Source organism: Mesorhizobium sp. RIZ17 (genome assembly GCF_051127865.1).
Classification (GTDB): domain Bacteria; phylum Pseudomonadota; class Alphaproteobacteria; order Rhizobiales; family Rhizobiaceae; genus Mesorhizobium; species Mesorhizobium humile.
This window is the reverse complement of record NZ_CP147861.1, coordinates 241,178-255,312: the sequence shown is the minus strand read 5'-3', so window position 1 is coordinate 255,312 and position 14,135 is coordinate 241,178. Positions and strand designations below refer to the sequence as shown.

At 62.8% G+C, this 14,135-nt stretch carries 15 protein-coding genes; 7 read left to right on the top strand and 8 right to left on the bottom strand.

Annotated elements, in window-relative coordinates; all coding sequences use genetic code 11:
* Nucleotides 1–11 precede the first annotated feature (11 nt).
* The gene (gene trxB / locus WDX12_RS01305) at nucleotides 12–986 is read left to right on the top strand and encodes a thioredoxin-disulfide reductase (RefSeq protein WP_140541479.1); all 975 of its coding nucleotides are present in this window, start codon (nucleotides 12–14) and stop codon (nucleotides 984–986) included.
* Between the two features lie 72 nt (nucleotides 987–1,058).
* Nucleotides 1,059–1,955 (top strand): LysR family transcriptional regulator, encoded by an 897-nt coding sequence (locus WDX12_RS01300; protein WP_027168144.1) that lies wholly within the window; start codon nucleotides 1,059–1,061, stop codon nucleotides 1,953–1,955.
* 15 nt (nucleotides 1,956–1,970) lie between these two features.
* On the opposite strand, the gene WDX12_RS01295 is transcribed toward WDX12_RS01300, so the two are convergent.
* The 3 genes from WDX12_RS01295 to WDX12_RS01285 all read right to left on the bottom strand — a co-directional run bounded on the left by WDX12_RS01295 (nucleotide 1,971) and on the right by WDX12_RS01285 (nucleotide 6,959).
* Nucleotides 1,971–2,471 (bottom strand): methyltransferase family protein, encoded by a 501-nt coding sequence (locus tag WDX12_RS01295; RefSeq protein ID WP_320293445.1) that lies wholly within the window; start codon nucleotides 2,469–2,471, stop codon nucleotides 1,971–1,973.
* A 685-nt stretch (nucleotides 2,472–3,156) separates the two neighbouring features.
* The gene (locus tag WDX12_RS01290; protein ID WP_434723675.1) at nucleotides 3,157–5,205 is read right to left on the bottom strand and encodes an elongation factor G; all 2,049 of its coding nucleotides are present in this window, start codon (nucleotides 5,203–5,205) and stop codon (nucleotides 3,157–3,159) included.
* Between the two features lie 224 nt (nucleotides 5,206–5,429).
* On the bottom strand, nucleotides 5,430–6,959 hold the full coding sequence (locus WDX12_RS01285) for a putative bifunctional diguanylate cyclase/phosphodiesterase (RefSeq protein ID WP_434723674.1): 1,530 nt from the start codon (nucleotides 6,957–6,959) through the stop codon (nucleotides 5,430–5,432).
* Nucleotides 6,960–7,270: 311 nt separating this feature from the next.
* Between WDX12_RS01285 and WDX12_RS01280 the strand changes: the two genes are divergently transcribed.
* The gene (locus WDX12_RS01280) at nucleotides 7,271–7,666 is read left to right on the top strand and encodes a (R)-mandelonitrile lyase (RefSeq protein WP_434723673.1); all 396 of its coding nucleotides are present in this window, start codon (nucleotides 7,271–7,273) and stop codon (nucleotides 7,664–7,666) included.
* Nucleotides 7,667–7,727: 61 nt separating this feature from the next.
* Here the strand turns inward: WDX12_RS01280 and WDX12_RS01275 are convergent, their stop codons facing one another.
* A complete protein-coding gene (locus WDX12_RS01275; protein ID WP_320293449.1) occupies nucleotides 7,728–8,930 on the bottom strand; it encodes a pyridoxal phosphate-dependent aminotransferase in 1,203 nt (400 codons plus the stop codon).
* 222 nt (nucleotides 8,931–9,152) lie between these two features.
* Between WDX12_RS01275 and WDX12_RS01270 the strand changes: the two genes are divergently transcribed.
* From WDX12_RS01270 to WDX12_RS01260, 3 genes are all read left to right on the top strand, one after another.
* Complete coding sequence (locus WDX12_RS01270; RefSeq protein WP_434723672.1) at nucleotides 9,153–10,055, top strand: EAL domain-containing protein; 903 nt, start codon at nucleotides 9,153–9,155, stop codon at nucleotides 10,053–10,055.
* Entirely contained in the window at nucleotides 10,052–10,912 is an 861-nt protein-coding gene (locus WDX12_RS01265; protein ID WP_320293451.1) for an EAL domain-containing protein, read from the top strand. The genes WDX12_RS01270 and WDX12_RS01265 overlap by 4 nt, the downstream gene beginning before the upstream one ends.
* A gap of 150 nt (nucleotides 10,913–11,062) precedes the next feature.
* Entirely contained in the window at nucleotides 11,063–11,671 is a 609-nt protein-coding gene (locus tag WDX12_RS01260; RefSeq protein WP_434723671.1) for a glutathione S-transferase family protein, read from the top strand.
* A gap of 252 nt (nucleotides 11,672–11,923) precedes the next feature.
* Here WDX12_RS01260 and WDX12_RS01255 read toward each other — a convergent pair whose 3' ends face one another.
* The 3 genes from WDX12_RS01255 to WDX12_RS01245 all read right to left on the bottom strand — a co-directional run bounded on the left by WDX12_RS01255 (nucleotide 11,924) and on the right by WDX12_RS01245 (nucleotide 12,915).
* The gene (locus tag WDX12_RS01255) at nucleotides 11,924–12,088 is read right to left on the bottom strand and encodes a ParE family toxin-like protein (protein WP_318012247.1); all 165 of its coding nucleotides are present in this window, start codon (nucleotides 12,086–12,088) and stop codon (nucleotides 11,924–11,926) included.
* Nucleotides 12,089–12,174: 86 nt separating this feature from the next.
* Complete coding sequence (locus WDX12_RS01250) at nucleotides 12,175–12,375, bottom strand: hypothetical protein (RefSeq protein WP_320293453.1); 201 nt, start codon at nucleotides 12,373–12,375, stop codon at nucleotides 12,175–12,177.
* Between the two features lie 327 nt (nucleotides 12,376–12,702).
* Nucleotides 12,703–12,915 (bottom strand): cold-shock protein, encoded by a 213-nt coding sequence (locus tag WDX12_RS01245; protein WP_027168154.1) that lies wholly within the window; start codon nucleotides 12,913–12,915, stop codon nucleotides 12,703–12,705.
* 258 nt (nucleotides 12,916–13,173) lie between these two features.
* Between WDX12_RS01245 and WDX12_RS01240 the strand changes: the two genes are divergently transcribed.
* Nucleotides 13,174–13,500, top strand: coding sequence for a hypothetical protein (locus WDX12_RS01240; RefSeq protein WP_320293454.1), 327 nt, complete (start codon nucleotides 13,174–13,176; stop codon nucleotides 13,498–13,500).
* Between the two features lie 11 nt (nucleotides 13,501–13,511).
* On the opposite strand, the gene WDX12_RS01235 is transcribed toward WDX12_RS01240, so the two are convergent.
* Nucleotides 13,512–14,081, bottom strand: coding sequence for a methylated-DNA--[protein]-cysteine S-methyltransferase (locus tag WDX12_RS01235; RefSeq protein ID WP_434723670.1), 570 nt, complete (start codon nucleotides 14,079–14,081; stop codon nucleotides 13,512–13,514).
* Between the last annotated feature and the right edge of the window lie 54 nt (nucleotides 14,082–14,135).

Here is a 14,135-nt window from a genome sequence, read left to right as displayed (position 1 = left end):
GGGGACTTTTCATGAACACCAAACATGCGCCCGTTCTTATCATCGGTTCCGGCCCGGCCGGCTACACGGCGGCGGTCTACGCCGCCCGCGCCATGCTGAAGCCGATGCTGGTCGCCGGCCTGCAGCAGGGCGGCCAATTGATGATCACCACCGACGTCGAAAACTATCCCGGCTTCGCCGATCCGATCCAGGGCCCCTGGCTGATGGAGCAGATGCTCAAGCAGGCCGAGCATGTCGGCACCGACATCATCAACGACATCATCACCGAGGTCGACCTCAACGTGCGGCCGTTCCGCGCCACCGGCGATTCCGGCACGGTCTATACCGCGGACGCGCTGATCATCGCCACCGGCGCGCAGGCCAAGTGGCTGGGCATCCCGTCGGAGCAGACCTTCATGGGCTTCGGCGTTTCGGCCTGCGCCACCTGCGACGGCTTCTTCTATCGCGGCAAGGATGTCGCAGTGGTGGGCGGAGGCAATTCCGCGGTCGAGGAAGCGCTCTATCTGTCGAACCTTGCCAAGAGCGTCACCGTCATCCACCGGCGCAGCGATTTCCGCGCCGAGCGCATCCTGCGCGAGCGGTTGCTCAAGAAGGACAATGTCCGCGTCATCTGGGACACGGTCGTCGATGAGATCACCGGACGTCCGGGCAAGGCGCCGCTGCCGCCTTCGGTGGAAGGCCTGACGCTGCGCAATGTCGTGACCGGCCAGGAATCGAAGCTGCCGGTCGATGGCGTGTTCGTCGCGATCGGCCATGCGCCGGCGGTCGAGCTCTTTGCCGGCAAGCTGAAGCAGAAGCCGAACGGCTATCTGTGGACGGCGCCGGATTCGACCCGCACCGACGTGCCCGGCGTGTTCGCCGCCGGCGACGTCACCGACGACGTTTACCGCCAGGCGGTGACGGCGGCGGGGCTTGGCTGCATGGCGGCGCTCGAGGCGGAAAAATATCTGGCGGGCATCGAGGTTCACCGCGAAGCGGCGGAATGACAGATCGGCTGAAAGAAGCCGTTTAAAAGCCTGATTTTTCATTCAGACGCCAAAAGCAACGCGAGGGGAATCATGGCGCTGGACTGGGACAAATTACGCGTATTTCACGCAGCGGCGGAGGCTGGGTCGTTCACCCATGCCGCCGAGACGCTGCATCTGTCGCAATCGGCTATTTCGCGGCAGGTCAGCGCGCTGGAGCATGACGTCGGCGTGGCACTCTTCCACCGCCATGCGCGCGGCCTGGTGCTGACCGAGCAGGGCGAGATGCTGTTCCGCACGGCGCATGACGTGCTGATGAAGCTGGAAACCATCAAGACGCGGCTGACCGAGACCAAGGACCGGCCGTCGGGCGTGCTCAGGGTAACGACCACGGTAGGGCTCGGTGCCGGCTGGCTGACCGAACGGGTGCAGGAATTCATCGAGCTCTATCCCGAGATCAGCCTGCAGCTGATCCTCGCCAATGAGGAGCTCGACCTCACCATGCGCCAGGCCGATTGCGCGATCCGGCTGCGCCAGCCGCAGCAGCCCGACCTCATCCAGCGCCGGCTGTTCACGGTGCATTTCCACCTCTACGCGGCGCCGTCCTATATCGCCAAGTTCGGCAGGCCGGCCTCGATCGCCGAACTCAGGAACCACCGCATCGTCACTTTCGGCGTGCCGGTGCCTTCGCATCTGTCGGAGCTGAACTGGCTGGAGACGGTCGGCGATTTCGAGGGCGCGCAGCGTGTGCCGACGCTGCAGATCAACGACATCCTGTCGATCAAGCGGGCGGTGCAGGGCGGCGCCGGCATCGCCATGCTGCCGGACTATGTGATCAACAAGGACTCGAACCTGGTGCAGCTGCTGCCGGAGACCGAGGTGCCGTCCTTCGATACCTATTTCGCCTATCCCGACGCGATGAAGAACCAGGCGAAACTGCATGTGTTCCGCGATTTTATCATCGCCAAGGCGCGCAGCTGGTCCTATTGAAACGGCCGGCCGAGACTACTGCCCGCGCCAGGGTGTGATGCGCGGCAGCCAGCCGGGGACGGCGCGGCGGTAGACCTCGTATTCTTCGCCATACCGGCTGGCCAGCGTCGGCTCTTCATAGATCTTGACGAAGGAGACCATCGCCGCCGCGGCGATGAGGCCGTAGACCAGCACCGCCCAGCTCGAAAAGATCAGCGCCTGGCCAAGGATGATCGTCAGCACGGCCACGTACATGGGGTTGCGCACATGGCGGTAGATGCCGCCAACGACCAGTTTCTCGGTCGGTGCCACGGGAGCGGGCGTGCCCAGGCCCTCGAGGGCAAAACGGCCAAAGGCATGAAGCAGGACGGCGACAGCTCCGACCACGAGAAGCGAGCCCCCAGGCACGAAGCCCGGCAGAACCGATAGCGGGTTGCGATAGTGGTCGGTCAAGAGCCACGGCGCCAGGCCGGCAACAACGCCGGGCGCAACGACAAGGAACAGCGCGCTGCCGGCGATTGCTGAAAAAGTTCGCATCATCGGTCTCCTGCCGTAAAAATAAACTCGGCTTGCCGAAATCGGCATCATTTCTCTGGGTCACATATTTCCGAGCAAAATCGGCTCGATTTTGCATTTAAGCAGTAGCTTTAGGGCCGGAAACGCGTCGGAATTGGCGATTTTTCTGGTCCTACGGGTTCCGGGAATAGGTTGGACCACAGCCTGCGTCTTTTTGCATGCGTGAGTTGCAAAATAGATGCTTGTTTCTTGGGCATGATGAGCACATATATAGTCACATCTCCGGGGCGCGTTCTCCTCCCATTAGCGCCCTCGAGTGTTCCCCTCTGGAGGTTAGCCTTAATCGGCACTTCCAATCAAACTCAGCCGGATCTTTATTGATCCGGCTTTTTTGTTGCCTGCGCGCCTTCGGGCCGGCAAAAAAACGACCGGATCCACCACGTAACGGTGACATGTAACATCGGGTAACATGCCGCAAACGCACTCTATGGTTTAAGTAGACGATAGGACGCGGTTGGTCGGTTCGGGAGATGGGGGCATCACTCGAAAGACCGGGCTCAGGCAAGCACCGCGTCCGAACCATTTTTCCGGATGCGGCGGACCAGCCGTTGCCTCCCAGGAAAACGGTCCGCAATAGGAACGGCGTCCGGATCATCCGGACGCCGTTTTCATTTCATCAACGCAGTCGCTCAGGCAGGCCGACCTGCTAGGCGGCTTTGCCGTTGGCGTTCATCGCCTCGTCGGCGAGCCGGCCGGTCAGCTCGGCCATATGGTCGAAAGCAGCCTTGTAACTGGCGACGCCGGCGGTCGCCGAGCGCAGCTCGATGATCAGGTCACCGATTTCGGCCTGAGGCATGGTCGCCTCGACGACGTCCCAGCCGGGCCAGTCGGGCCTTGCATCATAGCCGAGGATCTGGCCGCGCCGCTGTGGGATCAGCGCGATGATCTTCGAGGTCGCGTCGGAGGGCGTGACGATCTCGACCTTCATGATCGGCTCCAGCAGAACCGGCGAACAGGCCGCCATGCCTTCCTTCATCGCCAGCTTCGCCGCCATCTGGAAGGCCATGTCGGAGGAATCGACCGCATGGTAGGAGCCGTCCGACAGATTGACCGCGACGTCGACGACCGGGAAGCCGAGCGGGCCTGTCTTCAGATAGTCGCGAATGCCGGTCTCGACCGACTGGATGTAGGTTTTCGGCACCACGCCGCCGGTGATGGTGTCGGAGAACTGGAAGCCGGAACCGCGCGGCAGCGGCTTAATCTCGATCACCACGTCGCCGAATTGGCCGTGGCCGCCGGATTGCTTCTTGTGGCGGCCGCGCTGCTGCGCCGATTTGCGGATCGTCTCCCGGTAGGGCACCGCCGGTGCATGCCCCTCGATCGGGATCTGGTTCTTGCCCTCGAGGCGCTCGCGCACCACGCGCAGATGCATTTCGCCGTGGCCCGACAGGACGGTTTCGGCGGAATCCTGGTTGTGGCGCAGGTTGAGCGATGGATCTTCCTCGGCAAGCCGCTGGATCGCCGCCGACATCTTGACCTCGTCCTTGCGCTCCTTGGGGCGAAGCGCGAAGGCAAAGACCGGCTGCGGCGGCTCCAACGTGACCAATGGGCGGATGCCGCCCTTGGCCGAGCTCAGCGTCTGGCCGGTCTTGACGTTGTCGAGCTTGCCGAGCGCAACCGTGTCGCCCGCCTTGGCGGATGTCAGCTTCGACTGATCCTTGCCGAGCATCTTGTAGATGCCGGAGACCTTCGCCGTATCGCCGTTGGAAAGGTAGAGCTCGGCCGCGTCGGCCAATTGGCCCGAGAGCACGCGCGACACCGAAAGCTTGCCGCCATGCGCGGTGTGGATGGTCTTCATCACCTGCACAACCGTCTGGCCGTCCGGCGCGCCGAGGCGCTTCCGCGTTGCCTCGACGTCCGGCGCGTCGTGGCGGATGGCTTTCAACAGGCGCAGCACGCCGTTGCCCTTCTCGGCGGTGCCGATCAACACCGGCGTCACCGCGCCGGCGCGCAGATCGGCCGAGAGATCGTCGAAGATCGCATCCTTCGGCGGCTCGATCTCCTCCAGCAACTGCTCCATCAGGTGATCGTCATGGTCGGCGAGCGTCTCCAGCATGGAGAAACGCGCTTCCAGCTCGCGCGCCTTGTCGTCGTTCGGGATTTCGGCGACCTGGCTTTCGGCATATTCGCGGTAGATGTAGGCGCGCTCCAGCGCCAGATCGATCGAGCCGATGACGACACCATCCTTGCGCACCGGAATCTGGCGCAGCAACAGCGGCACCGAACTTGCCGGCTGCAGCATCTTCAGCGTGTCGCGCACGCCGGCGACCGCCTTGTCGACCTTGTTGAGGAACAGGATGCGCGGAATGGCGAGATCGTCGAGCTTGCGCATGATGAGCTGCAGCGCCGGGATCTTCTTCTCGTCAGCCTCGGCGACGACGACTGCGAGGTCGCAGGCGGCAAGCACGGGTTCGGCCTCGAAAGCGAATTCGATGGAACCGGGGCAGTCGACGAAGGTGATCTGCTCGCCCATGAAATCGGTGGTGGCGAAGGTCGCCTCGACGCTCATGGCGTGAGCGCGGGCCTCTGGCGAATGATCGGAGACGGTGTTGCCCGATGAAACGGGTGACTGGCGGGGAATGGCGCCCGTGCGGGCGAGTATTGCTTCGAGAAGTGTCGTCTTACCGCTTGCGAAGGGACCGACTATGGCGATGCATTTCGGTCCCGTGCGTCGTCCTCCGGCGCGAGTACCCATGGCTGACCTCCACTCAGGCGTTTCCCAAGAGAGCGATCAGCAAAAGTGGAAACCGGTTTTGCGTCCGATCGCACCCTATGCAGAGCGGCGGCCGGCCTGTTCGGCCGTCGCGGGCGGGGTTTATCCACCCCTTCCCAAAGCCATCGTCACACGGGTTCGCCGGGAGGGCAAGAAAAATAGGATGTTCGCCGGCTTGGGGTCGTCAGGCCGCCATTTCCTGTTTGTCAGGCTGTGAGGGCACGCGGCTCGCGAGCGGCGACGCACAACGCGCTTGCCTTGTCGCGCGGCGCCGGCTTGCCGAAGAAATAACCCTGGAAGCGGCTGCAGCCGGCGGTCTTGGCAAGGGTGAATTCCTCCGCGGTTTCGACGCCTTCCGCGACGATGGCGATATCCTGGATGCGGGCGATCTGGGCAAGCGCGGAAACGAAGATCTGCGCCACCTGGTCATGGGCGAGGCTGCGGATGTAGGAGCGGTCGATCTTGACGCTGTCGATGGGCAGCGACTTCAGATAGTTGAAGCCGCAATGGCCGGTGCCGAAGTCGTCCAGCGCAATGTGGAAGCCGAGGCCGCGCAGCGCCTCGAGACGCCTGAGGACCTCGGGCGTGGCGGCCGTCGCCACCGTCTCGGTGATCTCGATGATGAACTGCGAGGCGGACCGGCCGGTTTCGCGCAGGATCCGGTCGCACATCGTCACGATCTCGTCGCGCTTCAACTGCTCGCCCGAGACGTTGATCGAGATGCGCCGTCCGGGAAAATGCCCGATGTCGGCGCAGGCGCGCTTGAAGACCCATTCGCCGATCATGTCGATCAGCGTCGAGCGCTCGGCGATCGGGATGAATTCCGCCGGCGAGATCAAGCCGCGCACGGGATGACGCCAGCGGATCAAGCCTTCCAGCGCGTCGACCGAGCCGTCGGGATCGACGATCGGCTGGTAGTGCAGCTCCAGCTCGCCGAGATAGATCGCCGCGCGCAGCTCGCGTTCCACCAGCCGGCGATAGCGTTTGTCCGACAGCATCTCCTCATCGAAAACGGTGATGCGACCGCGGCCGCCCGCCTTGCTCTCGTAGAGCGCGAGATCGGCCAGCAGCATCAATTCAGCGCCGTTCGAAGCGTGCAACGGCGCGAGCGCGACGCCCACCGAGATCGACAGGGGAATGATCTTGCCTTCATGTCTCTTGCCGGCACGCATCGCATCGAGCAGCCGGCGCGCGTCCTTGCTGATAATGGCGACGTCGCCATGCGGAACCATGATACCGAACTCGTCGCCGCCGAGCCGGCCGATGACCCCGTCCTCGAAGATGCGCTGCGCTTCCGCGACCAGATGCGCCAGCGCCAGATCGCCGAACTGATGGCCGAACGTGTCGTTGAGCTGCTTGAAATGATCGAGGTCGATCAGAAGCAGGCTTGCCTGTCGGCGGTTGCGCAAGCCGCCCAGCCAGTCGCCCAGCGCTTCGATGAAATAGCGCCGGGTCATGGCGCCGGTCATGGCATCGACGGTGAGAAAGCGATGCTTCTCGGCCTCGGCATCCGCCGCCGACTGCAGGCGCTGGACGACGCTCGAGCGCATATACATCAGCACCAGAAGCGCCATTAAGGTCGATGTCACCGACACCGCGAGCGCGCCTGCGCGGGAGGCGTTCCCCGTCAGCGCGAAAGCCGCAAGCCCGGTGGCGGCGATGCTCATCACGAGCAAGGCCTGGATGCCGCGATAGATACGGCCGCTGTGATCCTTGATTGTCGCCAAGATACTCATGTCCGCGCCCCCACAGCACGCGACATGGCTAGGACCTCAGCCGTTAAGAAACGCTGAGTGTGAGCGCCGCCTCGGCCGCTTCTTTCGCGGCTGCGTGGAGATCGCGATTTTATGGTTAAAAAGCAACGATTTATGACAGTTTTTAGACACCCTGATATGGCGTTCCGTTCGATGCCCGAGCGCGAAATCGAGGCTGCCGCCCGGCAGCAGCTCAAAGCCGGTTGCAACGGCCTCCCTGCGAGGCGAAACTACCGCATGAGATGGGCCGCGCGCGGCCTTTTGTTCGACCAACGCGTTCGAGGATATCAAGGATGAAGATCATTGCGTGCGGCAGTGTGCCGACGATCGTCGCGCCGGAGACGTATTTCACCGGGCGGGTGCTGCAGACGCCGATCATCGAGAAGGAGGCGCCGGCGCGGCTGAGAGCCACGCTGGTCAGTTTCGAGCCCGGCGCGCGCACCCATTGGCACACGCATCCGCTTGGACAGACGCTCTATGTCACCGCCGGCGCCGGACTTGCCCAGACCTGGGGAGGCCCCGTGCAGGAGATCAGGGCAGGGGATGTCATTTCCTTCGCGCCAGGCGAAAAGCACTGGCATGGCGCCGGACGTAAAACCGCCATGACCCATATCGCCATGCAGGAGGCACTGGACGGCGTCCACGCCGACTGGCTGGAGCAGGTTTCCGACGAGCAATATGGCGGTTAGGACGGACCCGACGAGAAGAACCCGGACTGAAGCCAGGTTTCTTCTCGTCAGGCTGCGTCGATCAGGTCAGCGACGCGGTGAAGCGTTGGATGCGCGTGCAGGCTTCCTCCAGCAAGGCATCCGACGTGGCGTAGGAGATGCGGAAGTTCGGTCCGAGGCCGAAGGCCGAACCGAACACCACCGCGACGCCTTCGGCCTCCAACAGTTCGGAGCAGAAGGTCTCGTCATTGTCGATCACCTTGCCCGCCTTTGTCTTCTTGCCGATCAGCTGGGCGCATGACGGGTAGACGTAGAAGGCGCCTTCGGGCGACGGGCAGGAGATGCCGCGCGCCTGGTTGAGCATCGAGACGACGAGGTCGCGCCGGCCCTGGAAGATCGCCTTGTTCCTGGCGATGAAATCCTGCGGCCCGTTGAGCGCCTCGACGGAAGCCCACTGCGCGATGGTGCAGGCGCCCGAGGTCTGCTGGCCCTGGATCATGTCCATCGCCTTGATCAGCGGCACCGGGCCGGCGGCATAACCGATGCGCCAGCCGGTCATGGCATAGGCTTTCGACACGCCGTTCATGGTCAGCGTGCGCTCATAGAGGTTCGGCTCGACCTCGGCGATGGTCTTGAAGACGAAGTCGCCATAGGTCAGGTGCTCATACATGTCGTCGGTCAGCGTCCAGACATGCGGATGCTTGAGCAGCACGTCGGCCAGCGCGCGCAACTCGGCTTCCGTGTAGGCGGCGCCCGACGGGTTCGACGGCGAGTTCATCAACAGCCATTTGGTCTTCGGCGTGATCGCCTTTTCCAACACCTGCGGTGTGAGCTTGAAGCCGTTGTCGATCGAGGTGTCGGCGAAGACCGACGTGCCGCCGCAGATCGCCACCATTTCGGGATAGCTCACCCAATAAGGGCGCGGGATGATGACCTCGTCGCCCGGGTTCAGCGTCGCCATGAAGGCGTTGAACAGGATCTGCTTGCCGCCGGTGCCGACGATGGTCTGCTCCGGCCGGTAGTCGAGATTGTTCTCGCGCTTGAACTTCTTGGCGATCGCCTCGCGCAGCGGCACGATGCCGGAAACCGGCGGGTATTTGGTCTCGCCGCGGCGGATCGCCTCGATCGCCGCGTTCTTGATGTTGTCGGGCGTATCGAAGTCCGGCTCGCCGGCGCCGAGGCCGATCACGTCACGGCCGGCATTTTTCAGCTCGCGCGCTTTCTGCGTCACCGCGATGGTCGCGGAAGGCTTAACGCGGGAAAGGGCGTCGGCGAGAAAAGCCATGACAAAATGTCTCCTAGGAAAAAGCGGCCAGGAGCGGCCGCGGCGCCTCTCATGTCGCATCATCGGGCTAAGCGCAAGCATTGTGCGATGAGCCAGAGGTCAAGGAGGCGTGACCAAAGTCAGCCTGCGTGAGCGGCAACGCTAAATTCATCAACGGCCGGTAAACCCTTGGCTGGCAGGATCGCAGATCGAATTGCGCCAGTTGCACGGAAAGAGGAAGCTTTGTCGCGCAGCATCGGGCTTGCCCACATCATCCGTCATGACGACGGCACCTCGACGGGTGTCTGGGGCATCTATACGCTCCAGAGCGCGTTCCAGCCGATCTTCGCCTTCAAGGAGGGCAAGCTTTCAGTCGCCGCCTTCGAGGGGCTGATCCGGCCGTTCCGCGACGGCGAGCTACAGTCGCCGGGGGCATTCTTCGGCACCTGCCCGGCGCCCGACCGGCTGCATATCGAGGCGCTGACGCGCACGCTGCATCTTTTGAACGCGGGCGCCTGCCTGCCGCAAGAGGCGTCGATCTTCGTCAATTTCGATCCGTCGGTCTTCACCGATCGCGGCATCGCCGACAAGGCGTTGCGCGACATGCGGCTGGTGCTGCACGAAGCCGGCATCGATCCGCGCCGCATCGTCTGCGAGGTCACCGAGCAGAAATCCGCTTCGCAGGAAACGCTCTACGAATTTGTCGAGGCGCTGAGGGCCAACGGCTTCCGCATCGCGGTCGACGACTATGGCGCCGATGAATCCGACATCAACCGGATCAAGGAGCTCAAGCCCGACATCGTCAAATTCGATGCGCAGTGGATCACCCATCTGATGGAGTCAGGCGCCGGCTTCGCGTTACTGACGGCAATGGTGCAGAGCTTCGAGAACCAGGGCATCCGCACCGTCTTCGAAGGCATCGAGGAAGGCTGGCAACTGGAGCTTGCCGAGAGGTCCGGCGCCTCCATGGTGCAGGGTTACGTGCTTGCCCGGCCGGAACTTGCCTCCACCAGCTTTCGCGTTTTCAGCGAGGGCGCGCAGCAACCCCAGGCCGCGGAGAACAAGGCGCCGGCAGCCGCAAGCCCTGTGGCGCCGGTCCGGCAGCCGCGGCCTGCAAGAGTGTTCGGGCGCAAGGTCGCGCCATGAGCGAACAACCAGACAGGCGGCGCAACGTCGCCGAGGCGATCTTCGCCGACGAGATCGGCCTTCAGTTCGGCATCTATGGCGAGTTCCGGCTGTGGAGCGCCTATCAGCCGATCTTCGCGCCGGAGGGCAAAGCACTCAGGGCGGTTGCCGTCGAGGGGCTGATCGAGCCGCGCCGCGTTGCGCAGCCGGTTGCCTCTTCGGTCTTCTTCGGCGGCATTCCGGCGCCCGACCTTCTGTTCGTCGAAACGATGTGCCGGATGCTGCATCTCGGCAATTACCGCAACATCGGCGTCGAGGGATTGACGCTGTTCTTCAACTATAATCCGAACATCAACGACCATCTCGGACGGGCGCTCGCCGAGATCCGGCTGATGACCAGGCATCTCGGCGATTTCGAGCTGGAGCCCGGCCTGCTGGTCTGCGAGATCACCGAACAGGCAGCCGACGACCGTGTCCTTGCCAGCCTCGTGCGCGAAATGCGGCGCGACGGCATCCGCATCGCCGTTGACGATTTCGGCACGGGGCATTCGACCGAGGCGCGCATCAACCTGCTTGCGCCCGACATCGTCAAGATCGACGGCGCGTGGTTCGGCGAGCTCTGCCGCCACGCCGCCGCCGAGCGCTTCTTCCGGCCGTTGGTGGCGACGCTGCACGATCGCGGCGCAAAAGTGCTGGTCGAGGGCATCGAAAACGCACAGCATCTGCGCGTCGCGCTTGAGGGCGGCGTCGACCTTTTGCAGGGTTTCCACCTCGCCCGCCCGGCGCTCGCAGGCACGATTTTCAAGGAAGAGCCGCTTTCCGTCGATGCCTTGCTCGACGTCGGCAACAAGGTCGTGCCCCTGCATCAGCATCGCTGATGCGACCAAGGAAAACGTATCAGCATCGCTGACGCCGACCAAAGAAGACATATCAGCGTCGCTGATGTTTCTTCTCAAAAACAAATCACTGGATGAGACCTAGCCGCGCGCGTTAGAGCGTTCCCAGGAGACTCGGAGAGGGCAAGAGGCATGATCCTTTACGACATGGCCGACAGCGGCAATTGCTACAAGCCGCGGCTGTTGATGGCGAAGCTCGGCATCCCCTTCACCCGGGTCGAGGTGAGCTCGCATACCGGCGAAACGCGCAAGCCCGACTATGTCGCCAAGAATCCGAATGCGATGGTGCCGATGCTCGAGCTCGACGATGGCAGGCGTATCGCCGAGAGCAACGCCATCCTGCTCTACCTCGCCGAAGGCACGCGCTTCCTGCCGGCCGACAAATATGACCGGGCGCAGGCCTATCAGTGGCTGTTCTTCGAACAATACAGCCACGAGCCCTATATCGCGGTGCGCAAGGCGCTGTTGACCTTTCCGGAACGGGCGAAGGATGCCACGCCGGAACGACTGGCGCAGACGCTGGAACGCGGCAACAAGGCGCTCGGCGTGATGAACAGCCACCTGCAGCAAAACGCGTTCTTCGCCGGCAGCGCCTACAGCGTCGCCGACATCGCCTTATATGCCTACACCCACACGGCTGAGAAAGGCGGCTTCCAGCTCGACGCCTATCCGGCCGTAGCCGCCTGGCTGAAGCGCGTCGAGGCGGACAAGGGGCATGTGCCGATCGAGTGGAAGGAATGATCTAGCGCCTGCTAAAGCAGGTCGCGTGAAAAAGGATTCACGCAACCTGCTTTAAGTCTTTGATCTTAAGCATGTCTTTGTCCCGAAACCGGGACCACTTTCGGGAGACATGCTTTAAAAGCGCGTCGCGCTGAAACGGATTCAGGCGACGCGCTTTAAGTCTTTGTTTTGATGCATGTCGTTGTCCCAGAACCGCTGCACACTTCTGGGCGACATGCATTAGCCGCTTTCGCTGGAGCATCAGCGCGGGGGTTATTTGATAAGTCGATCGTATTCGGCATGGGTGCCGATCCAGATCCAGTCAAAGCCATCGCCGCTTTCAAGGGCCAGGGCCCGATAATTGTCGTCTATCCTCGCCGACCAAAGCTCTCCCACCTTTTTGAAATGGAGGGATGGATGTCGCGGATTGGTCTTCATCAAAGTGAAGTTTTTGTCGGCTATGCGCCGAACCGCCTTTGGTAAGGAATTGTATTTTGTCCAGAAGCTAGCGGTGGCTCTGTGCCTCACAGGTCACGCAGTTTGCCAGCGGATATTTCGGCACGTGCTTCTGCCACCAGCTTGTCCAGCCGGCCCGATTTTGCGTCGGCCTCGATCTGCTGGTCCCACAAATCAGCCCGCAGCGCTTCGAACCATGCAGCGAACGCTTTGAGCTCATCTGGGCTGAGCTCTGCTACGGATTTTTCGATCTGTTCGAGTTTGGTCATGCATCAAAGGTAGCACTAATGGGCCAAAAGTGCCATCCGTGGGCCTGCCGGTCCGGAGAGGAACTCGCCCAAAATCCGGGCAACAAAAAAGGCGGGCAATGCCCGCCTTCCTATGCCGGTAGCCTGATCGGGAGCGTCTGGTCCGGGCTGGCAGCTATCTGCTGTTCCAGCTTGTCGGGTCTTTTCGCTCCGGCGCGCTTCTCGCGCGACCGTCAGTACATCCGTGACTTGCCGCGCGCCCCGAACCTTCGTCCGGCGCGCGCCTTTGCTTAGCCGCATTCTGCAACGCCAAGCGATTCCGCTTGGCTGCAAAATGCTTAAGCCAAATCAGGCTGCCTTGCTCAGAGACCCAGCGGCGGACTTGCCGGTGCGGCGGTCCTGCTCGATCTCGAAGTTGATTTTCTGGCCTTCGGCGAGGCTGGTCATGCCAGCGCGCTCGACAGCGGAGATGTGGACGAAAACGTCCGCGCCGCCATTGTCAGGCTGGATGAAGCCGTAGCCCTTGGTGGCGTTGAACCACTTGACCGTACCAGTTGCCATCTAAATGCCCTTCCACATTTGCTTTAGTTTGACCGGACCCGAAGTCCGGCCGGTGGTATCGAAATTTTGGAGACGTCAGCAAACGCGAGGGATCGCGAGGCCCGATCGATCGGCCAAATTCAATGGCCCGCATATAGGACAGTTTGCGAAAGAATACAAGATGGGTTGCCGGCGCGCTGCGCACGGCTGCATGGAAATTTTGACAGCGGCCGCGCGTTGTGGACGGATGAGATGCCCGTCGCTCAATGGAGGGAAACCATGAAGACCATTTTGCTTGCCGCCTGCTTCCTTTTGCTGGCCGCCGAGGCGCAGGCGGTGTCGCGCTACGATCCGACGCGCATGAGCTGCGACCGGGTGCAGGCGACGATCGCCAGGCAGGGCGCCGTCATCCTGCGCTACCAGTCGACGCGCGTGCCGGGGTTGCCGCTTTACGACCGCTATGTGCGCGACGAGCGTTTCTGCAACGCGGGCGAGGTGAGGGCGCGCGCCTATGTGCCGAGCGCCGACACCAGGTCCTGCATGGTCTATGTCTGCAAGCGTCCGGATTTCGAGCGGCGCTTCCGCCGCCGGTTCCTGCAGGACTGACAGGCAGCGCCTCAGAAACCGAACGAGGCCTGCGCCGCCGGCGGCGGGCCGACGCGAACGCCTTCCATGGCGAGCATCTTTTCCTTGGTGGCCGAGCCGCCCGGCGCGGAGAAGCCGCCGATCTTGCCGCCGGCCGCCAGGATACGGTGGCAGGGAATGACCAGCGGCACCGGATTGGCGCCGAGCGCCGCGCCCGTTTCGCGCGGAAGGCCGGCATGGCCGGCGCGCTTGGCCAGTTCGCCGTAGGTGGTGGTTTCGCCGAAGCCGAGCTTGCGTGCGGCATCGTAGATGGCGAGACGAAAATCATCGACGCCGTCGAGATCGACCGGCACGCCGGTGAAGTCGACATCCTCGCCAGCCGCATAGGCCTTGATCGACGCGATCAACTCGACCACCCAGGAAGGTTGGTTTGTCGAGGCTGAGACGCCGGGGTGGCGAAGCAGCCGACGCTCGACCGCTTCGCGGCTGCGCTCCGGCAGGCAAAGCCGGATCAGGCCCTTCTCGCTCCAGGCGATGCCCATGAAGCCGATCACTGTTTCTAACACTGCGTGGCCGGCCGTGATCTGAGATGTGGGTTTCATGGCGTATTCCTTCCGCAAAACAGCGAAAAACGAGTACATATCCAGAACAATATG